This window comes from Caulobacter sp. CCNWLW153, assembly GCF_036889365.1.
Taxonomy (GTDB): domain Bacteria; phylum Pseudomonadota; class Alphaproteobacteria; order Caulobacterales; family Caulobacteraceae; genus Caulobacter; species Caulobacter radicis.
On sequence record NZ_JBAKFV010000001.1, the window covers coordinates 225,411 to 245,110 of the forward strand.

Below are 19,700 nucleotides of genomic sequence, written 5' to 3' on the forward strand. Positions count from 1 at the left end.
GCGCCGGCGTGCGAGGGGGGACTGCATGGATCGAAGAATACTGATCGGCTCGTTGTCGATGATGGTGCTCGCAGCCGCGATGGGGGCGAACGCGCAGGAGGCGACAACAAGCCAGGCCGCCGAGATCGAGGCGGTGATCGTCACCTCCCAGAAGCGCGCCGAGAACGTCCAGGATGTGCCCGTCTCGATGGTGGCCCTGTCGGGCGGCCAGCTGGAGAAGGCCGGCATCGGCAACATCACCCAGCTGCAGAACGCCGTACCTAACTTCAACGTCCGCACGCCGCTGCAGGCGGCGGGCGTGACCCTGGTCGTGCGGGGCTTTGGCACCGCTTCGAACTCCGCGATCGACCCCGACGTCGCAGCCTATATGGACGGCGTCTACATTCCGCGTCCCGGCGCCATCCTCGCCGGTTTCCTCGACGTGCAGAGCGTCCAGGTGCTGCGCGGCCCGCAAGGGACGCTCTCGGGCCGCAACGCCACGGTCGGCGCGGTCGAGATTACCAGCAACGCCCCGTCGTTCGCCGGAAGATCGGCCGAAGGATCGCTCGAGGCCGCCAGCTTCGACACGTTCAAGGGCACGCTGGTGGCGAACGCGCCTCTCGGCAAGGCTCTGGCGATCCGGGGTACGGCGCAGGCCTCCAAGACCAGCGGCGCGATCCATAACGCGCTCGACGGCAAGACCTATGGCGGCGCGACGGCCACCGCCGCGCGCCTGAGCGCAAAATGGGAGATCGCGCCCCCGCTGACCTGGCTGGGCCGGATTGATGGCGCGCGGACCACGGGCGACGGCGTGGTGGCCAACGCCCTGGACGTGGCGACCGCGCCGGCTGCGCAGCTGGCCGCCTTCAGGTCGAGGATCGCCGCGGCCGGCGGCGCCTTCGCCCTGACCGGCAAGGAAAGCCTCAATACCAACCAGCGGCTCGACTCAGCCAATTTCGACGATCGTCAGAGCGGCGTCTCAAGCGAGCTGAGCTTTGACTTCGCCGACGGCTTCGAGGCCAGGCTGATCAACGCCTATCGCGACTGGCGCAACGGCCAGACCGACGGAGACAATCTGGGAACCACCCTCGACATCTTCTATCGACGGGGCGATCTGCACAGCACCAGCCAGAGCCATGAACTGCAGCTGATCTCGCCTCAGGACAAGCTGCTGGACGGCCGCCTCAGCTTCGTCGCGGGCCTCTACTATTTCGAGGAAGACTACAGCATTCGCACGGCCGTCAATCTCGGCGCGGACTGGTGCCGGGTGGTCTCGCCGGCCGCGGCGCGGCCGGCCTGCCTTGCGGGCGCCCAGGCAGGCGCCTTCCGCAGCCTGTTCACCCAGAATGGCAGGAGCTATGCCGCCTATGCCCAGGCCGACTACAAGCTCGCGGATACTCTGACCCTGACCCTCGGCGCGCGCCAGACCAAGGACCGCAAGACCGGGACCTACACGTCATCCGTGGCCAATGTCACCGCAGCCTCGTTCGGCGCGGCCGAGACCACCCGCGATCTTCGCACGGAGAACGCCAAGCCGACCTGGCGCGCCAACCTGTCGTGGCGGCCCCAGGAAGACGTCATGGCCTATGCCAGCTACTCGACGGGCTACAAGTCCGGTGGGTCCAATTCGGCCTCGGCCACCACGGTCTTGAACGCCGCGGCTAGAGCGTTCGCGCCCGAGACCTCGGACAACTGGGAGGTCGGCGTGAAAAGCGAGCTCCTCGACCGGCGCTTGCAGATCAACGCTGACGTGTACGTGATGAATATCTACGACTTCCAGCAGCGATCGTACAACGGCACGTTCTTCACGGTGCGCAACGCTGGCGACATCCGCTCGCAGGGCTTCGAGCTCAGCGTACAGTACCGTCCAGACGAGCATGTCCGCTTCGATCTTGGCCTGGCTTACCTCGACTCCTACTATCGCTCCAATCCGACCGCGCCGGGCTTGCCGGGCTGCTCGGCCACGGTGGCCAATTCCTGCGCCGGCTATCAGGCGACGGTTGGCGGCAACCCGCTTGTCCAGGACCTGACCGGCCGTCCAAATAGCCAGTCGCCCAAGTGGCAAGGCAATTTCGGGCTGGAATACAAGACCTCGCCGTTCGCCGGCGGCTACGTGGTCTCGCTGCGCCCAGACGTCAGCTATGTTGGCCGGTTCTACAGCACCGTCGACGACAACCCCCAAGGGATCGTCAAGTCGCACGTGGTGGCCAATCTCCGCGCCAGCCTGACCACGCCCGACGATCGCTGGACGTTGACCGCCTACATCAACAACATCGCCGATGAACGCTTCTGGGTGATGAAATACGCCCAGCCGCTGGCCTCGAACTTCGGCGGCAATGACGCGGTCACCGGCGCTTCTCTGTTGCGAGGCTATGCCGGCGCGCCCCGCACCGTCGGCGTGAAGGTCGCCGCCAAGTTCTAGGCCAGGCGGCAGGCGCGGGGGCCATGTCGTTCGGCTATGGCCCCCAAACCTAGTCCACACGTCCTCACCGTGACGCAATCGCGTCGATCGGAAGGTTGCATCATGCGTAAGTTCAAGACCCAGATTTCCAGCCTGGCCATGGCTGCGGCCTTGCTTGCCGCGTCGGGCGCGGGCGCAGCCGAAACCTTGCCCAACGGACCTTCAGATCCGTTTCTGGCCCAGGCGGTCCGGAGCAGCGCCTCTCGCGAGCCGGCGATCGAGCGCCCCGCTCAGGCGGCCGAGGCCCAGCGCAGGCTGGAGGCCCTGCGTGCGCGGGTCGGGCGCAAGCCCAACATCGTCGTCATCCTGATGGACGACGTGGGCTGGGGCGATTTCGGCGCCTATGGCGGCGGCGCGGCGGTAGGGGCGCGCACGCCCAATATCGACCGGCTGGCCCAGAACGGTCTGCGGCTGACCTCGGCCTATTCGCAACCGTCGTGCACGCCAACCCGGGCCTCGCTGCTGACGGGGCGGCTGCCGGTGCGCTCCGGGCTGCTGCGGCCCTTCCTGCCGGGCGAGAATGCATCCGGGGAAGGCCTGGGCGGCGAGATCACCCTGGCCGCCCTGCTGGGCAGGGCCGGCTACGCCACCCACGCAGTGGGCAAGTGGCATCTTGGGGCTGCGCCCTCCACCCAGCCCCAGGCGGTGGGCTTCGACGACTATTACGGGACTCTGACCTCGTCCGACGACTACACCGGCTGGCGCGAACCCTGGCGCAATCCGGACCTCGCCAACGATCCGGCCCGCCGGGCCTGGGCTTCAGAGGGCGAGACCATGGCCATCGTCGAGGGCCGGGCGGGGGAGGCGGCCAAGCCGGCCTTTCTGATCGACCTCGACAGCATCCGTCTTGTCGACCAGAAGCTGACCGAGCGGGCCGTCTCGATCATCGACGCGGCGCCGGCGACGAAGAAGCCTTTCTTCCTCTACCTGGCCACCCGCGGGGCGCACAACGACAACTACCCGCATCCCGACTTCGCTGGCCGCTCGCCCGCAAAGTATCCCTACAAGGACGTCATCGAGGAGCTCGACCATCGCGTGGGCCAGGTGATGGAGGCGCTGCGCAAGTCCGGCCAACTCAAGAACACCCTGGTGATCGTGACCTCCGACAACGGCCCGTTCGCCGAGACCTTTCCGGACACCGGCTACACGCCGTTCCGCGCGGCCAAGGGCTCGATCTACGAGGGCGGGGTGCGCACGCCGCTGATCGCCTACTGGGACGGGATGATCGCCGCGGGAAGGGTTTCCGACGGCCTGTTCGACCTGATGGACCTGTTCGCCACCAGCCTGTCAATCGCCGGGGCGGCCGACCTTGTACCGGGCGATCGCTATATCGACAGCATCGACCAGGCTTCCTTTCTGCTGGCCGATGCCGGCGAGAGCCGCCGGCGTGTGGAGTACTACTGGCTGGGCCAGGTGTTCATGGGCGTGCGGGTGGGAGAGTTCAAATTCCTGAACCGCAGCCAGGACGTGGTCCACGACGACACCTCGCCGTCGCTCAGCCCTTTCCAGGGCGCGATCACGCCCTCCGGGTCTGGGATGAGGCTGTTCGACCTCTATATCGACCCCAAGGAACAGTACGGCCTGCTGCCGCTGAAGCAGCCCCAGATTCCCGTTCTGGCCAAGGCCGTCGCGGCTCATCTGGCGACCTTCAAGGCCTATCCGCCGAAGGTCCCGGTGCAGTAGGCGATCATGGCGCGGACGGAAAGCTTCAGCGGCATGCGCCGGTTGCCTGGTGGACGCTTCCGCATGGGCTCGGACGTGCACTATCCCGAGGAAGCGCCCGCGCGCTGGGCCGAGGTGGGGCCGTTCTGGATGGACGCGACGCCGGTGACCAACCAGCAGTTCGCCCGCTTCGTGGCGGCCACCGGCCATGTGACCACGGCCGAGACGGTCCCCGAGCGCGCGGCCTATCCCGACGCCGACCCCGAACGCCTGGTTCCCGGCTCGGCGGTGTTCACGCCGCCCGACGAGCCGGTTTCGCTGGACGATCCTGGCGCCTGGTGGCGCTATGCGTCCGGCGCCCACTGGCGGACGCCGCAGGCGGACGGCGTCGCCGCCGCCGAGCGGCCTCATCATCCGGTGGTCCATGTCAGCCTGGCCGACGCGCAGGCCTATGCGGCCTGGGCCGGCAAGGTCCTGCCGACCGAGGCCGAGTGGGAGCTCGCCGCTCGGGGCGGCCTCCACGGCGCGCCCTATGCTTGGGGCGACAGGCTTGAGCCTTTTGGCCGGCCTATGGCCAATATCTGGCAGGGCGCCTTCCCGTTCGAGAATCTGCTGACCGACGGCCACGCCCGCACCTCGCCGGTCCGAGCGTTCGCAGCCAACGGCTATGGGCTCTACGACATGATCGGCAATGTCTGGGAGTGGACCACGACGCCCTTCGCCGGAGAGGGCGCAGCCCGGCCCTGCTGCGGTGGCGCGGCGGGCGGGGCTGGGGTCGCCTTGACCCTGAAGGGCGGCTCGCATCTCTGCGCGCCCAATTACTGCCAGCGCTACAGGCCTGCGGCGAAGCACGCCCAGACGGCCGAAAGCTCCACCTCCCATATCGGCTTTCGCTGCATCCGGCGGCTCTGATCGCCTATCGTCCTGCTCAAGGCCGGTGAAGCTCGGCCATTCCTCGGAGGAACACATGCGCCGCCCCGCCATGCTCTGTTGCACGCTCATTGCGGCCGCCGGCCTGTCGACCGGCGGCCATGCCGCCAGTGGAGACCCCGATCCCGCCGATCGGCGCGACTTCGCCTTCGCAGACCAAGGCTTTGTGGCCACACGCCAGGACCCGAAGATCCTGGCCGCAGACGGCCGACTGGTCTGGGACCTCGACGCCTACGCCTTCGCCAAGGGCCCGGCTCCCGTGGGCGTCAATCCCAGCCTGTGGCGCCAGACCCAGCTGCTGGCTCGGACGGGCCTCTACAAGGTGACCGAGGGCGTCTGGCAGGTTCGCGGTTTCGACCTGGCCAACATGACCCTGATCGCTGGGCGAACCGGCTGGATCATCGTCGATCCCCTGACGTCGGCGGAGACGGCCAAGGCGGCGCTGGACCTGGCCAACGCCAAGCTGGGCGCTCGCCCCGTCGCGGCGGTGATCTACAGCCATTCGCACGTGGATCATTTCGGCGGCGTGCGCGGCGTGCTTGGCGAAGCCGAGATCAAGGCGGGCCGCACGCCGATCGTCGCACCGGAAGGATTTCTCGAACACGCCGTCAGCGAGAACGTCATCGCCGGTCCGGCCATGAACCGGCGGGGATCCTTCCAGTTTGGCCACTATCTGCCGGTCGGCCTCGACGGCCAGATGAGCTCGGGCCTCGGCCTTGCGGTCAGCAGGGGGGCGACGGGCCTGGTGGCGCCCAACCGCGAAATCCACCGCACTGGAGAGACGCTCGACCTGGACGGCGTGCGGTTCGTCTTTCAGATGACGCCGGGCACTGAAGCGCCCGCGGAGATGAACTTCTTTCTGCCGGACCTTGGCGTGCTTTGCATGTCGGAGAACGCCAACGTCTCGCTGCACAACGTGCTGACCCCGCGCGGCGCGCCGGTCCGGGACGCCAAGGCCTGGGCCGACGGCCTGTCGGAATCCCTGCGGCTGTATGGTCCGCAAACCAAGATCATCATCACCGGCCACGGCTGGCCGCGCTTCGGCGCCGAGGAGGCGGCCGATTTTCTGGCCAAGCAGCGCGACGCCTACAAGTTCCTGCACGATCAGTCGGTCAGGCTGATGAACCAGGGCCTGACCGGCGGGGAGATCGCCAATCGCCTGACCCTGCCGCCGGTGCTGGCCAGGGAGTGGTACAATCGCGGCTACTACGGAACGGTCAGCTTCAACGCTCGAGCCGTCTACCAGCGTTACATGGGCTTCTACGACGGCGACCCGGCCAACCTTGCGCCCCTCGACCGAGCCGACGCGGCCCGGCGCTATGTCGAGGCGCTGGGCGGCCGTGCGGCGGTGCTGAAGCGGGCAGCCGAGGCGGACGATCTGCGCTGGGCGGTCGAACTGCTCGACCGCCTGGTCCTGGCCGATCCTACGGACCGGGAAGCGCGCGAGCGCCTGGCGAAGCTCTATGACGTGCAGGGCCGCCAGGCGGAGTCCGCCATCTGGCGAAACATCTATCTTTCCGGTGCGGCCGAGCTGCGCGGGGGCGTGCAGTCCGGGCCGGCCGCGACCCTGCCGCCGGACATGCTGCGCAACACCCCGACCGCTCTGCTGCTCGACCTCCTGGCCGTGCGGCTGGATCCGGCGCGGGTCGGCGACGGCGAGGCCGAACTGACTTTGTTGCTCACCGACCGCGATGAGGCCTTCAAGGTCCGCGTGCGCCATCAGGTGCTGACCTACGAGGCCATGGACCCAAATGCGGCCGTCGCCGATCCGGGCGTCGTCCGCATGGTCCGGCCGGCTTTCCTGGCCGTGGCGCTCGGCGGGGCGGCGCCGTCGACCGGGATTTCGCCCGATCTCGCGCGCCTGCTGAGCTGGATCGATCGCGGCCGAGCGAACTTCCCGCTGACCTCATCCGCCGTCACGCCCAACCCATAGCGCAGATCAGCGTCGACGCTCTGGGCATGTCTCCGCCTAGCACGCCGCCGCTAAGTGACCGTTTCATAAGGCTCTGGCTCGCTGACACAGATCAGCGAGCTAGAGACATGACGTCTAGTCGATACAATCGGCGATCGCCTTCGGTAGCTCTTGCTGCTGGAATCCGAGGACTACTCCTGGCGCGTGATCGCCCTCCACTCATCAGGACTTGAATGCGTGGAAGGCTTCAGCGGCTAGACTCGGGTCATGACGCTGTCGATGGCGAAGCCTGAGCCGGCCATGAGGACGGAGTCATCGGACGCCAGGAACAGGACACTCTGGCTATCTCCTCGGGCGCGCCGACGCGACCGATCGGGGTCTGGCTGGCCATGTAGTCGAGCAGGCCCTACCGCTGGGCCAGTCCAAGTCAGCCAGCTCCACCAAGCCGGAGATCTTGATCGGGCGGGGCTGACGACGTTGACGCTGATGCCGCAGTTCTCGAGGCCCAGGGTCCATCTGCGGGCCAGGTTGCGCACGGCGGCCTTGGAGGCGCTGTCGCCGCTAAAGGCCGCGGGGCCGTTGGTGGCCGTAGTCGAGACCGACAGGATCACGCTGGCCCCACCGCACAGGGGTGGCAGCACCTGCTGCACGGTGAAGATCACGCCCTTCACGTTGCGGCCCAAGATGTCCTCGTAGTGCGCTTCGGTGATCGCGCCCAGCGGCAGCATGTCTTCGCCGGCGGCGTTGGCGGATAGGCCGTCGATCTGGGCGTGGCGCTGCTGCACGGCGTATGCAGGTGATCCTGATAGGACTCCATATATTCCGGCGCGCCGTGCCACGCGTCGACGTCCTTCTTATAATTGCTCTTCACGTTTCGAGGTCGGAGATAACCTGGGTCGCCTCGGCAAAAGCGGTATTGGCGGCCGGGACGCCAGCGTAGATCGCCGTCTGCATCAGCACTTCCTTGAGCTCGTCGGTTGTGAAACCGCCCTGCTCGAGGCCTGCGCGGACGTGCAGCCGAAACTCCTCCCAGCGGGCCAGGCTGGCGCAGATGGCCAGCACCAGCAGGCGGCGGGTGCCGTGGTCCAGGCCCGGCCGGCCCCAGATTTCGTTCCAAGCATAGCGGGTGATCATTGCCTGGTAGTCGGCGGTGAAATCGGTGCGCTTGGCCAGCGACTTGTCGACCCAGGCGTCGCCCAGCACCTTGCGACGGTTTTTGAGGCCCGCCTCGAACAGGGTGTCCTTGGCCGCGCGTTCGGCCGGGGCGGCGCCGAGGAAGGCACGCACGGCGCCGGCGAAGGCGGCGGGGGCTTCGATGGAGGGCAGGTGGGCGGTCTCGAGCCGCGCCGTGGCGGCGCCCGGGATGGCGGCGGCGATGCGGTCGCCGTGGCCTTCGAAGGGCGTGGAGACGTCCTTGGCTCCGCCGATCACCAGGGTTGGGACGAGGATGCCGGAGAGACGGTCCAAGAGGTTCATGTCCCGGATGGCCGCGCCGCACGCGGCATAGCCTTCGGCGCTGCTGCTGAGCAGGCCGGAGCGGACGGTCTCTACGGCTTCGGGGTGTTTGGCGCGGAAGTCTTCCGAGAAGAAGCGACCCAACGCCGTGTCGGCGATGGCCGCGACGCCCTGGCCGCGCACGATTTCGATACGGGCCTGCCAGGCGGCGGCGTCCATGGAGGCCGAGGTGCAGGCCAGCACCAGGCCCGTCAGCCGTTCAGGGGCTTTCAGGGCCAGTTCCATGGCGATCATGCCACCCAGCGAGGTGCCGCAGACAGCCGCCTTGTCGATACCCGCCGCTTCCATGGCCGCCAGGACGTCGCCGGCCAGCAGGTCCAGCGTATAGTCGCCCGCCGGGGCGTCGGAGGCGCCGTGGCCGCGGGTGTCAAGGCGCAGGAGCCGAAAATCCGCCAGCAGCAGCGGCGCGGCGGCGTCGTAGAGGCCAATGTCGCAGCCGATGGAGTTCAGCAGAACCAACACGGGTTTGTCGGCGGCGCCGTCGAAGCGGAAATACAGGCGGGCGCCGTCGGCGGCTTTAGCGAAGGCCATCAGCAGTCCTTTCGATAGTGCGTGAGGGCGCGCAGGGCGATGGCCTCGCTCTCGCCCGTGTCAGTCCCTACGCCGACGGCGGCGAGGTTGGCGGCCATGCGATCAGTGTGGACCTCAAGGTCCTCGATGACCGGGGCCATGGCGGCCAGGGCCCCATGGGCCAGTTGGAAGAGTTCGGCGATCACCGGCGCTTCGGCCTGCCAGCCGCCAAGGTCGCGTTCGTGAGGCTGGGGTAGGGCGGCCAGCACGGTGGCGGCCAGATGAGGCGCGCGGATCGCTGCGCTGAGCGCCGTTTGGCAGGCGGTGGGATTGCGCTTGTGCGCCATGGCCGAGGAGCCGCCACGCCCTTCGACGCGCGGCTCGAAGGACTCGGCCACCTCGCCCTGGGCCATCAGGGATAGGTCGCGGGCGATCTTGCCGACAGCGCCGACCAGAATGGCGAGTGAAGACGCCAGTCCCGCCAAAGCCTCGCGGCGGGCGTGCCAGGGTGCGACGGCGGGGGCGAGGTCGAGGATTTCGGCCAGGCGGTCGCTGACGGCCTGGGCCTTGCCGTCCAGGCCGGCCAGCGAGCCGGTGGCGCCGCCAAGCTGGACCTGTAGAGCGCCTGCGGCTTCGGCTTCGAAGCGGGCGAGGGCCGCGTCGACGCCCAGCAGCCACTGCGAGGTCTTCAGGCCAAAGGTGATCGGCAGGGCGGCCTGGAGCAGGGTGCGGCCGATCATCGGCGTGGCCGCGTAGGTCTCGGTCAGGGCGGCGAGGGCGGTCGCCAGGCGGCGGGCCTCTTCGACCACCAGCGCTGTCCCGGCCTTGGCCTGGAGCACAAGGGCGGTGTCGGCCAGGTCCTGGCTGGTGGCGCCCTTGTGGACCAGGGCGGCGGCGTCGCCTGCGACCTGGTCCCGCAGCCATTTGACCAGAGGGATGGCCAGGGTGCCGGCGTGGGCCGCCGCCTCGGCCAGGGCTTCGACGTCGGGGCGCTCGAGGCAGGCTTTGGCGATGCTCGTAGCGGCGGCCTGGTCGATCACCCCGACGTCGGCCTGCGCTTGCGATAGGGAGGATTCGAAGCGCAGGGCCGCGCGTAGCAGGGCCTCGTCGCCGAAGATCGCCAGCATGGCGGACGTTGAGGCCGCGCGGTCGCGGATCAGGGATGGCAAGGGCGTGTCTCCTGGGCGCGGTCAGACGTCGAAGAAGACGGTTTCGCGCTTGCCTTGCAAGACGATGTCGAAGCGCCAAGCGTCGTCCTGCTTGCGGGCCACCAGGGTGTGGCGGCGCTCGGCCGGGACCAGGGCCAGGATCGGGTCGGCGGCGTTCTGGGCCGCGTCCTCGAAATAGACCCGGGTGGCCAGGCGCTTGATCACGCCGCGCCCGAAGATGCTGACGGCGATGTGCGGGGCCTGGAGGCTGGCGCCCGGCCCGGGCACGGCGCCTGGTCGCACGGTCTTGAAGCGATAGAAGCCGGCCTCGTCGGTCGAGGCGCGGCCGAAGCCAATGAAGCCTTCGTCCAGGGGAATCTGGTCGCGGGCGTCGCCGGGGCTGACGTAGCGGCCCGCGGCGTTGGCCTGCCAGATCTCGATCATGGCGTCGGGCACGGGCTTGCCGTCGGCGTCATAGACCACGCCTTCCAGGGTGATCAGCTCGCCGCGGACGGCGCCCTTGGGCGGCGCGAGGTTCAGCACATAGTGTTCCTCGGGGAAGAGCTCGGGCCGCGCGCCCATCTCCGACTGACCCACCAGGTCCGCGCCGCCCTTCCAGGGCAGGCCGTAGTGGAAGAAGGGGCCGACGGTCTGGGACGGGGTCTGGCCGAACAGGGCCGGGTCCTGGTTGTCGTGGCGGGGCGCCGGATTGACCTGCTCAGTCGTCATGATGGTCGTCCTCGGTCGGAGTCGCGTCGCGGCCGCGCAGCACGACGTCGAAAAGATAGCCCAGGGCCCAGTTGGGCTTGGTGGTCTCGATGTCGAAGCGCGACACCATGCGGTCGCGGAACGGCATGGGCACGGCGTTGGCGATCGGGTCGATCTCGATCAGCGGATCGTCGGGGAAATACATCTGGGTGACGAGGCGGGTGGCGAAGGCCGGGCCAAGCAGCGACAGATGGATGTGCGAGGGTCGCCAGGCGTTGTGGTGGTTGCCCCACGGATAGGCGCCCGGTCGGACGGTCACATACTGGTAGCGGCCCCGGTCGTCGGTAACGACGCGGCCCGCGCCGGTGAAATTGGGATCCAGCGGGGCGTCCCACTGGTCCTTCTTGTGGATGTAGCGGCCGGCGGCGTTGGCCTGCCAGATCTCCATGACCGTATTGGGCACGGGGCGGCCTTGCTCGTCGAGCACGCGGCCGGAGACCACGATGCGCTGGCCTTGGGGCGTGCCCTTGTGCTGAGCGGTCAGGTCGGCCAGCGAAGAGCCCATAAGGTTCTCCCAGCATCCGGCCGGCCCGGTGGTCTCGGTCAGGGTGTGGGGAATCTTGACCAAGGGCTGGCGGGGCGAGCGGGCGACGGTTGAGGCGTAGCCGGGCGCCAGGGACGGCGGTTGGCCGACGTCCTCGCGGGCATAGGGCAGGATCAAGCTCATGGCGGCTCCTAGACGCGTTCGAGGGCGAGGGCGGCGCCTTGGCCCACGCCGATGCAGAGGGTGGCCAGGGCGCGCTTGCCGCCCGTGGCTTCCAGTTGGCGCAAGGCCGTCAGGGCCAGGCGCGCGCCGGAAGCGCCCAGCGGGTGGCCCAGGGCGATCGCCCCGCCGTTGGGGTTTACGTGCGCGCCGTCGTCGGCCAGGCCCAACTGGCGCAGCACCGCCAGGCCCTGGGCGGCGAAGGCCTCGTTAAGCTCGACGACGTCAAAGTCGCCGATCGTCAGGCCCGTACGAGCCAGCAGGCGCTGGGTGGCCGGCACGGGTCCGATGCCCATCACGCGTGGGGCGACGCCGGCGGTGGCGTAGCCCACGACGCGGGCGCGCGGCGTGAGGCCGTGCCGCTTCACGGCGTCTTCGGAGGCCAGGACGATCGCCGCGGCGCCGTCATTGACGCCCGAGGCGTTGCCGGCCGTCACCGTGCCGCCTTCGCGGACCACGGGCTTCAGCTTGGCCAGGGCTTCCAGCGTGGTTTCGCGTGGATGCTCGTCGCGGTCGACGATCGTGGGGCCGGCCTTGCCAGGAATCTCGACCGGTGTGATCTCGCCGGCGAGGAAGCCGGCGGCGATGGCCGCGGCCGCGCGCTGCTGGCTGCGCAGGGCGAAGGCGTCCTGGTCCTGCCGGCTCACGCCATAGTCGGTCGCGACGTTCTCGGCGGTCTCGGGCATGGAATCGACGCCGTAGGCCTTCTGCATCGCCGGATTGACGAAGCGCCAGCCGATCGTGGTGTCCTCGATCTTGGCGGCGCGCGAGAAGGCGCTGTCGGCCTTGCCCATCACGAACGGCGCGCGGCTCATGCTCTCGACGCCGCCAGCGACGATGAGGTCGGCCTGGCCTGAGAGGATGGCGCGGGCGGCCGCGCCGACCGCTTCCAGTCCCGAGGCGCACAGGCGGTTGACGGTGACGCCCGGTACGGTTTCCGGCAGGCCCGCCAGCAGGGCGGCCATGCGGGCGACGTTGCGGTTGTCCTCGCCGGCCTGGTTGGCGCAGCCCAGGATCACCTCATCAACCGCACCCCAGTCGAGGCCGGAATTGCGGGCCATCAAGGCCTTGATCGGGACCGCCGCCAGGTCGTCAGCGCGCACCTTGGACAACGAACCGCCGTAGCGGCCGAACGGCGTACGGATGGCGTCGCAGATATAGGCCACGGTCATTGGAAGGCTCCCGGGTTGAACTTGGCGTGGGTCTTGGCCTTGACCTCGTCGAGAGTGACGTCCGGGGCCAGTTCGACCAGGGTCAGGCCGCCGCCGGCCGCCTTCTTGTCGACGGTGAACACGCAGAGGTCGGTGATGATCATGTCAACGCAGGCCTGGCCCGTCAGGGGCAGAGCGCAACGTTCCAGGACCTTGCTTTCGCCGGCCTTGTTGGCGTGGTCCATGACCACGATAACGCGCTTGACGCCCGCGACCAGGTCCATGGCGCCGCCCATGCCCTTCACCATCTTGCCGGGGATGGTCCAGTTGGCGATGTCGCCGTTCTGGGCCACCTCCATCGCGCCCAGCACCGTCAGGTCGATGTGCCCGCCGCGGATCATGGCGAAGCTCTGGGCGCTGTCGAAGAAGCTGGAGGTCGGCAGCTTGGTGATGGTCTGTTTGCCGGCGTTGATCAGGTCTGGGTCGGCCTCGCCCTCGTAGGGGAAGGGGCCCATGCCCAGCATGCCGTTCTCGCTCTGCAGGGTGACGTGCACGCCGGCGGGAATGTGGTTGGCCACCAGGGTCGGGATGCCGATGCCGAGGTTGACGTAGAAGCCGTCCTGCAGCTCCTTGGCGGCGCGGGCCGCCACTTGATCGCGGGTCCAGGCCATTACGTGTTGTCTCCAGCTTGCGGGTCGCGGGGGCGAGTGGTCAGTTTCTCGATGCGCTTTTCGTTGATTGTCGAGCGGATGATGCGGTCGACATAGATGCCGGGGGTGTGGATCGTGTTGGCGTCCAGTTCGCCGGCCTCGACGATCTCCTCGACCTCGACAATGGTGACCTTGCCGGCCGTAGCCATCACCGGGTTGAAGTTGCGGGCGGTCATCCGGAACATCAGGTTGCCTTCCGGATCGGCCTTCCAGGCCTTGATGATCGCCAAATCGGCCCGCAGCCAGGTCTCGCGCACATAGTCCTCGCCTTCGAAGGTCTCGACCGGCTTTCCCTCGGCCACCACCGTGCCCACGCCGGTCTTGGTGTAGAAGGCCGGGATGCCCGCGCCGCCGGCGCGGATCCGCTCGGCCAGGGTGCCTTGCGGGTTCAGTTCCAGCTCAAGCTCGCCGGACAAGTAGAGCTGTTCGAACAGCTTGTTCTCGCCGACATAGCTGGAGATCATTTTCCTGATCTGGCCGTTGTTGAGCAGCTGCCATAGGCCAAACCCGTCGGCCCCGCAGTTGTTGCTGATCACCGTCAGCCCCCTCACGCCCGTGTCCTTCAGGGCCGGGATCAGGGTGTCGGGATTGCCCGACAGGCCAAAGCCCCCAGACATCATCGTCATGCCATCGAAGACGACGCCCTCAAGCGCCGCGGCGGCGCTGTCGTAGATCTTGCTCTTCATGCGGATGGGCTCTCCGAACCGACATTTTAGACAATTTTGTCAAAAACTGAGGCCTTGCGGCGTGAGCGGAATTAAGCTCCTTATCCCGATGCCGTCAACATATCGCACAAATGTGCGTATATCGCACAAATAAGCCGATAAACTGACATCGGCGATAAAATTAGGGAGCACGCCATGGCCGGTCCGCCTGGAGACATCGCCAGCAAGGACTACGTGCAGACCTTCGCCCGAGGGTTGGACGTCATCCGCGCCTTCGACGCCGAACACCCGCGCATGACCCTCAGTGAAGTCGCCGCGCGCACCGGGCTCACGCGGGCGGCCACCCGTCGGTTCCTGCTGACCCTGGTGGCGGAAGGCTATGCGGTGGCCGACGGCAAGACCTTCGGCCTGGCCCCACGCACTCTGGACCTAGGCTACGCCTATCTGTCGTCGCTCGATGTCTGGGAGGGGGCTTCGACCGTCCTGACCGACGTCACTCGGCAGTTGGGCGAGTCGTGCTCGGCCAGCGTTCTGGACGGCGACGAAATTGTCTATGTCGCCCGCGTTGCGGCCAGCCGGATCATGGCTGTGGGCCTGCGGGTGGGGAGCCGTCTGCCGGCCTTCCACACCTCGATGGGACGCATGCTGCTGGCGCACCGGCCGGTCGCCGAGCTGGAACGGCTGCTAGAGGGCCGGACCTTCGAAAAGCTCACGCCTCACACCGTCACCGACCCCGACGAGATCCGCGCCATCCTGCGGCGCACCGCCCAGCAGGGCTGGTCGCTCACCAATCAGGAGCTGGAGCTGGGCCTGATGTCGATCGCCGTGCCGCTGCGCGACCGCGCCGGTCGCGTCACCGCGGCGATCAATGTTTCCAGCCAGGCGGGCCGCACCACGCCCGAACACCTGATCGAACACGTCCTGCCCGTGCTGCTGGGGGCGGCCGGGCGCATCATTTCCGCCGCCTAGAGGCCGCCATGACCCCTTCATCTCCCACCCCCGACCGCGCGCCGTCCGGCGCCATTGAAATCGGCCCGCTGCTCGATAACGGCGCCTGGAGCGGCTATCAGAAGCTGGTCCTGCTGCTGACCGCTCTGGCGGTGATCCTCGACGGCTTCGACAACCAGGTCCTGGGCTTCGCCATCCCGGCCATCGTCAAGGAATGGGGCGTCAGCCGACAGGCATTTGCGCCGATCTTCGCCAGCGGCTTTTTGGGCATGAGCCTTGGCACGGCTCTGGGCGGCCTGCTGGGCGACCGGATCGGCCGGCGCCTGGCGCTGATCGCGGCGGTGACGGTCTTCGGCCTGTCGACCCTGGCCTCGGCCTTCGTCCACGACCTCGTCTGGTTGGGCGTCTTGCGCACGATCTCCGGCTTTGGCCTGGGCGCGGCCATGCCCAACGCCACTACCTTGATCGCCGAGTTCAGTCCCACGCGTCGGCGCAGCTTGGCGGTGACCCTGGGCATCGTCTGCATCCCGCTGGGCGGTCTCTTGGGCGGTCTGATCGCCGCCAAGGTGCTGCCGGACCTCGGCTGGCGAGCGCTGTTCCTGATGGGCGGCGCCGCGCCCCTGGTTCTGGCAGGGGTCCTCTACGTCCTGTTGCCCGAATCGCCGCGCTTCCTGGCCGCCCGGCCGGGCCGCGCCGCCGATCTCGATAAGGTTATGGCGCGGCTGGGCCACGACCACCGCGGGGCGGGCTATGCCGACCTGGGCGAGGCCAAGGTCAAGCAGGGCTCGTTCGCTCAGCTCTTCGCCAGCGCCTATCGCCTGGACACCGTGGCGCTGTGGGCCGCGTTCTTCTTCTGCATCCTGTCTACCTATGTGGTGTTCAGCTGGGCGCCGTCGCTGCTGTCGGGGGCGGGCTTCGACCTGGCCACCTCCAGCGGCGGCCTGGCGGCCTTCAATCTCGGCGGGGTCCTGGGCGCGATCGGCGGGGCCTGGGCGATCCTGCGCTTCGGCTCGCGAGTCTCGATGCTGGTCATGGCCGGCGGGGCGGTGGCTTCCTGCTTGGTGCTGACCCTTACCCCGCTCGACCCGGCCCATGGCGAGATCCGTCTGCTGGCCGAACTCTTCGTCGCTGGCGCCTTCATCAACGGCGTGCAGACCACCCTCTATGCCCTAGCCGCCCAGGTCTATCCGGCCGCCATCCGCGCGACCGGCGTGGGCGCCACCGCAGCCATCGGCCGGCTGGGCGCCATCGTCAGCTCCTTCGTCGGGGCGTCGGTCGTGTCGGCCGGAGGCGCGGCCTATTTCGGGACCATCGCCCTGACCATGGTCTGCACCTTCGTCAGTCTGGCCCTGATGCGCCGTCATGCGCCCCGCGTCCTAACCCAGCCGACCTGACATCCCCGCCGCAAGGACCTTTCACCCCCAAGGACCTCCCTCATGTGCAAGTCCGCTCTCTTCCTTGCCGCCGTCCTGCTGGCTGTCCCCATGACGGCTCAGGCCCAGACCGTGGTCGCAGCTGACTCCCGGCAGGTGCTGACGGTCGATCACTATGCCGACGACGGCCAGCCGGGCTCGCTGCGCTGGGCCATCGAGACCAGCAACGGCCAACCAGGCCACTACCGGATCGAGATCACGCCGGTCGGGCAGGGGGCGCTCACCCTGCGCATCGATCGCCCGCTGCCGCCGATCAAGGGGCCGGTCAAGATCGAGGGGACCGCGTGGAAGGCCGATGGTCGGTTCACCGCCATCGACGGCTCCGGCTACATCAAGCGGGACCTGAAGGACTGCCCCGGCGCCAATCCGGCAGAGTACGGCACCAATGTCCGCACCACCACCAAGCCGGGCTTGGTCCTGATCGACACTCGCGAGGTCGAGCTGACTGGGCTTGAAGTGCGCAACTTCTGCATTGGCGTGCTGGTGCTGCGCACAAGCAATTCCTCGATTCACGACAACCGCATTGTGCGCAACATCGGCGGCGCGGGCGTGATGTTCAGCGGCGATGACGGGCAGGGCGGTTCGACCGCGACCACCACCATCAACAACAAGGTGCTGCGCAACGTCTTCTACGAGAACGGCGACGGGCTGGAATTGACCCGCGGCGCGGCCTTCAACCTGGTGGCCGACAACGTGTTCGACGCCGGCGAGGACAATTTGGAGCCTTCGCAGGGCATCGAGATCCTGCGCGGCAACGACAACACCGTCGTGCGCAACCTCTTCCAGAACTACACCGACGGCCTGCAGATCAACTGGGGCAGCCGCAACTATCTGGGCGCCAACATCTTCCGTGCCAACGGCTTCGGGGTGAGCCTGACCGGCGAGGGCAATATCGTCGACGGCAACACCATCACCGGAAACGCCGTGGGGGTGGCCGTGCGGCCCGAGGCCGGGGCGACCGCCAACCGCATCAGCCGCAACAGCATCTTCGCCAACGCCGCCCCGATCAGCCGCTGTTCGGCCGGCGGCAGTTGCGATCCCAAGCTGGCCAAGGGCGGCGTCGTTCTGGGCTTGCCGGGGCTGGAACATGCCAGCTTCGTCGGCAAGCGCGGCTACGGCGTCTCGACCGACACCAGCAAGATGGCCCGCATCTGCCCAGAGGCCCAACCCTGCCAGGGCCTGCCCAACGGCGGCCAGGCCGCGCCGGTCATAGCGCGGATCAAGGTCGGCAAGGCCGAGGGCCACGTCCAGACCTCGCCGGGGCAGGCAGTCACCGTCGAACTGTTCGCCAATCAGACGGCCGGGACCAACCAGGGCCAGACTTTCGTGGCCGACCAAGTGGTTTCGGCCGACGCCGAGGGGCTGGCGCGATTCTCGATCCAGCTGCCCCAGACCGTCTTTGGCAAGATCCTGACCGCCACGGCCACCTCGGCCGGAGGCGCGACCTCCAGTTTCAGCGCGCCTTCCCCCCTGGGGCGCTGATCGACCGGGCTCCGCGGCCCCCCCACAGCGGAGCCCGGTCACCCTTTCGACCTTTGTGACGCGGATCCCCACGGACCGCGAAGGAGATCCCCATGTCGCGGATCCTGATGCTGGCCGCCTCGATGCTGGCGCCCTCCGTGCTAGCTATCGCCGGTGTGGCCCAGGCGGCTGAAGCCCTCTCGCCGAGCCCGAACGGGGCCCCTCAGGACTGGAAGGTGCGCTCCACCCTGACCGGCGACTGGGGCGGCCTGCGCTCGCGCCTGAAGGCCAAGGGCGTGACGCTGGCCGCCGGCTATGCCTCCGAGAGCGCCATGACAATGTCGGGCGGCAGGGAAGGCGGCGGCGTCGGTGGCTACACCCAGGAGCTCAATGCCCGCGCGGTGCTCGACATGGGCAAGCTTGCCGGGATCGAGGGCGGCGTCGTCAATTTCGCCGTCGAGGAACGCACCGGCCGCAACCTCTCGGCCGAGGGGATCGGCAACCTCTTCATGGTCCAGGAACTCTATGGCGCGGGCATGGACTTCCGGATTTCGGAACTGACCTGGGCCCAGGCCGTCGCTGGCGACCGCTTCAACCTCAAGGCCGGCCTGATGCATACCGGCGACGACTTCGCTTCCTCGGCCCTCAACTGCAACTTCCAGAACTTCGCCTTCTGCCCGCGCTCTCCGGCATTGCTCTTCAACAGCGGATTTTCGGGCTATCCGGCCCCGCGCTGGGGCCTGCGGGCCAGGCTGCGGCCGGCCAAGGACTGGACCTTCATCGCCGGGATCTACGAGGTCGACGCCTACCGCGTGCTGGAGAACAAGGGCTGGAACCTGGCCATCGATTCCAACGGCGTGCTGGTCCCCGTCGAGATCGGCTGGACCAAGCCCGACAAGGGCGACGCCAAAGGTCTGGGCGGCTTGCCAGGCTTTTATCACGTCGGCGGCTACTACGAGACGGCCGAGCGTTCCAACGTCTACAGCGACGCCGTTGGCCGCTCCTACGTGCTGAACGGCACGAGACCGGTTCTAGAGGATAGCCGTTGGGGCGCCTGGGCGATGGGCGAGCAGATGGTCTGGCGCAAGGGGGGGGCCTCGCTTAGCGTCTTCGCCAATGCCCTGATGTTCGACCGCTCCACCGCCCGCTACAGCCGTTTCTACAGCGCGGGCCTGGTGCGCACCGCGCCGTTCTCCGCTCGCCCCAAGGATAAGCTCGGCGTGGCCGTGGCCTATGCGCGGGTCAATCCGCGGCTGGAGGCGGCCCAGCGCGAGCAAGCGGGCCTGACCGGAAACAGCAGCGGCGTGCAGACCAGCGAGAGTTCGCTAGAGGCCTTCTATGCCGCCCAGGCGACCGGATGGCTGGTGGTGCGGCCCAACATCCAGTTCATCCGACGCCCCGGCGCGACCGGAACGATCCCGGACGCCTGGGTCTCGGGTCTGACCCTGCGGGCGGCCTTCTGAACCGCCTCTAGACGACCGATAGGCCGATATAGTTCTCGGCCAGCGTGACCTGGGCTGCGCGCGAGAACTCTTGATGTAGGCCAACTCGGCCATCCTAAGCGTGTTCCACAATTTGAACTCTACATTAATAGGTCTGTATAGGGTTGATCGCGCCCGTTGACCTAGTGGGCGGAATGTCTGCTGCGTGGAAGGAAGCTAACGCCAGCGAATGGCGCAGTGTGGCCCTACTCAGTCACTCGTGAGTCAAAATGCAGGCGGAATAACCGACACTAGCGGCGGAG

Annotated in this window: 16 protein-coding genes; 8 read left to right on the forward strand and 8 right to left on the reverse strand. The window is 68.0% G+C overall.

Annotated elements, in window-relative coordinates; genetic code table 11:
- The first annotated feature begins 25 nt into the window (after nucleotides 1-25).
- From V6S85_RS00925 to V6S85_RS00940, 4 genes are all read left to right on the forward strand, one after another.
- A complete protein-coding gene (locus tag V6S85_RS00925) occupies nucleotides 26-2,401 on the forward strand; it encodes a TonB-dependent receptor (RefSeq protein WP_334347684.1) in 2,376 nt (791 codons plus the stop codon).
- Between the two features lie 102 nt (nucleotides 2,402-2,503).
- Nucleotides 2,504-4,123, forward strand: coding sequence for a sulfatase-like hydrolase/transferase (locus V6S85_RS00930; RefSeq protein ID WP_334347685.1), 1,620 nt, complete (start codon nucleotides 2,504-2,506; stop codon nucleotides 4,121-4,123).
- A 6-nt stretch (nucleotides 4,124-4,129) separates the two neighbouring features.
- Nucleotides 4,130-5,014, forward strand: a complete 885-nt coding sequence (locus V6S85_RS00935) for a formylglycine-generating enzyme family protein (RefSeq protein WP_334347686.1) — start codon at nucleotides 4,130-4,132, stop codon at nucleotides 5,012-5,014.
- 55 nt (nucleotides 5,015-5,069) lie between these two features.
- Nucleotides 5,070-6,965, forward strand: a complete 1,896-nt coding sequence (locus V6S85_RS00940; RefSeq protein ID WP_334347687.1) for an alkyl/aryl-sulfatase — start codon at nucleotides 5,070-5,072, stop codon at nucleotides 6,963-6,965.
- A 233-nt stretch (nucleotides 6,966-7,198) separates the two neighbouring features.
- Here the strand turns inward: V6S85_RS00940 and V6S85_RS00945 are convergent, their stop codons facing one another.
- The 8 genes from V6S85_RS00945 to V6S85_RS00980 form a co-directional block, all read right to left on the reverse strand.
- A complete protein-coding gene (locus V6S85_RS00945; RefSeq protein ID WP_334347688.1) occupies nucleotides 7,199-7,729 on the reverse strand; it encodes an SDR family NAD(P)-dependent oxidoreductase in 531 nt (176 codons plus the stop codon).
- 82 nt (nucleotides 7,730-7,811) lie between these two features.
- Nucleotides 7,812-8,990: a bifunctional 3-oxoadipate enol-lactonase/4-carboxymuconolactone decarboxylase PcaDC gene (gene pcaDC, locus V6S85_RS00950; RefSeq protein ID WP_334347689.1), complete on the reverse strand. Its 1,179-nt coding sequence runs from the start codon at nucleotides 8,988-8,990 to the stop codon at nucleotides 7,812-7,814.
- Nucleotides 8,990-10,138, reverse strand: coding sequence for a 3-carboxy-cis,cis-muconate cycloisomerase (pcaB, locus tag V6S85_RS00955; RefSeq protein WP_334347690.1), 1,149 nt, complete (start codon nucleotides 10,136-10,138; stop codon nucleotides 8,990-8,992). The genes pcaDC and pcaB overlap by 1 nt, the downstream gene beginning before the upstream one ends.
- A 21-nt stretch (nucleotides 10,139-10,159) precedes the next feature.
- Nucleotides 10,160-10,846 carry a protocatechuate 3,4-dioxygenase subunit alpha gene (gene pcaG / locus V6S85_RS00960; protein WP_334347691.1) on the reverse strand — a complete coding sequence of 229 codons (687 nt, stop codon included), beginning with the start codon at nucleotides 10,844-10,846 and terminating at the stop codon, nucleotides 10,160-10,162.
- Entirely contained in the window at nucleotides 10,836-11,552 is a 717-nt protein-coding gene (gene pcaH / locus V6S85_RS00965; protein ID WP_442885620.1) for a protocatechuate 3,4-dioxygenase subunit beta, read from the reverse strand. Before pcaH ends, pcaG begins: the two co-directional genes overlap by 11 nt.
- 8 nt (nucleotides 11,553-11,560) lie before the next feature.
- On the reverse strand, nucleotides 11,561-12,760 hold the full coding sequence (gene pcaF, locus V6S85_RS00970; protein WP_334347692.1) for a 3-oxoadipyl-CoA thiolase: 1,200 nt from the start codon (nucleotides 12,758-12,760) through the stop codon (nucleotides 11,561-11,563).
- A complete protein-coding gene (locus V6S85_RS00975) occupies nucleotides 12,757-13,410 on the reverse strand; it encodes a CoA transferase subunit B (protein ID WP_334347693.1) in 654 nt (217 codons plus the stop codon). The genes pcaF and V6S85_RS00975 overlap by 4 nt, the downstream gene beginning before the upstream one ends.
- Complete coding sequence (locus V6S85_RS00980; RefSeq protein WP_334347694.1) at nucleotides 13,410-14,135, reverse strand: CoA transferase subunit A; 726 nt, start codon at nucleotides 14,133-14,135, stop codon at nucleotides 13,410-13,412. Before V6S85_RS00980 ends, V6S85_RS00975 begins: the two co-directional genes overlap by 1 nt.
- Before the next feature lie 174 nt (nucleotides 14,136-14,309).
- Between V6S85_RS00980 and V6S85_RS00985 the strand changes: the two genes are divergently transcribed.
- From V6S85_RS00985 to V6S85_RS01000, 4 genes are all read left to right on the forward strand, one after another.
- Nucleotides 14,310-15,083 (forward strand): IclR family transcriptional regulator domain-containing protein, encoded by a 774-nt coding sequence (locus V6S85_RS00985; protein WP_334347695.1) that lies wholly within the window; start codon nucleotides 14,310-14,312, stop codon nucleotides 15,081-15,083.
- An 8-nt stretch (nucleotides 15,084-15,091) separates the two neighbouring features.
- A complete protein-coding gene (locus V6S85_RS00990; protein WP_334347696.1) occupies nucleotides 15,092-16,456 on the forward strand; it encodes an MFS transporter in 1,365 nt (454 codons plus the stop codon).
- 42 nt (nucleotides 16,457-16,498) lie between these two features.
- Nucleotides 16,499-17,977 carry a NosD domain-containing protein gene (locus V6S85_RS00995; RefSeq protein ID WP_334347697.1) on the forward strand — a complete coding sequence of 493 codons (1,479 nt, stop codon included), beginning with the start codon at nucleotides 16,499-16,501 and terminating at the stop codon, nucleotides 17,975-17,977.
- Between the two features lie 92 nt (nucleotides 17,978-18,069).
- Nucleotides 18,070-19,419, forward strand: coding sequence for a carbohydrate porin (locus V6S85_RS01000; protein WP_334347698.1), 1,350 nt, complete (start codon nucleotides 18,070-18,072; stop codon nucleotides 19,417-19,419).
- The last annotated feature ends 281 nt before the right edge of the window (nucleotides 19,420-19,700 follow it).

What these genes read in the sequence shown, in the direction of transcription:
- V6S85_RS00925 (WP_334347684.1), top strand. Translation starts at nt 26, where the DNA reads ATGGATCGAAGAATACTGATCGGCTCGTTGTCGATGATGGTGCTCGCA.
- V6S85_RS00930 (WP_334347685.1), top strand. Translation starts at nt 2,504, where the DNA reads ATGCGTAAGTTCAAGACCCAGATTTCCAGCCTGGCCATGGCTGCGGCC.
- V6S85_RS00935 (WP_334347686.1), top strand. Translation starts at nt 4,130, where the DNA reads ATGGCGCGGACGGAAAGCTTCAGCGGCATGCGCCGGTTGCCTGGTGGA.
- V6S85_RS00940 (WP_334347687.1), top strand. Translation starts at nt 5,070, where the DNA reads ATGCGCCGCCCCGCCATGCTCTGTTGCACGCTCATTGCGGCCGCCGGC.
- pcaDC (WP_334347689.1), bottom strand. Translation starts at nt 8,990, where the DNA reads ATGGCCTTCGCTAAAGCCGCCGACGGCGCCCGCCTGTATTTCCGCTTC.
- pcaG (WP_334347691.1), bottom strand. Translation starts at nt 10,846, where the DNA reads ATGACGACTGAGCAGGTCAATCCGGCGCCCCGCCACGACAACCAGGAC.
- pcaH (WP_442885620.1), bottom strand. Translation starts at nt 11,552, where the DNA reads ATGAGCTTGATCCTGCCCTATGCCCGCGAGGACGTCGGCCAACCGCCG.
- pcaF (WP_334347692.1), bottom strand. Translation starts at nt 12,760, where the DNA reads ATGACCGTGGCCTATATCTGCGACGCCATCCGTACGCCGTTCGGCCGC.
- V6S85_RS00975 (WP_334347693.1), bottom strand. Translation starts at nt 13,410, where the DNA reads ATGGCCTGGACCCGCGATCAAGTGGCGGCCCGCGCCGCCAAGGAGCTG.
- V6S85_RS00980 (WP_334347694.1), bottom strand. Translation starts at nt 14,135, where the DNA reads ATGAAGAGCAAGATCTACGACAGCGCCGCCGCGGCGCTTGAGGGCGTC.
- V6S85_RS00985 (WP_334347695.1), top strand. Translation starts at nt 14,310, where the DNA reads ATGGCCGGTCCGCCTGGAGACATCGCCAGCAAGGACTACGTGCAGACC.
- V6S85_RS00990 (WP_334347696.1), top strand. Translation starts at nt 15,092, where the DNA reads ATGACCCCTTCATCTCCCACCCCCGACCGCGCGCCGTCCGGCGCCATT.
- V6S85_RS00995 (WP_334347697.1), top strand. Translation starts at nt 16,499, where the DNA reads ATGTGCAAGTCCGCTCTCTTCCTTGCCGCCGTCCTGCTGGCTGTCCCC.
- V6S85_RS01000 (WP_334347698.1), top strand. Translation starts at nt 18,070, where the DNA reads ATGTCGCGGATCCTGATGCTGGCCGCCTCGATGCTGGCGCCCTCCGTG.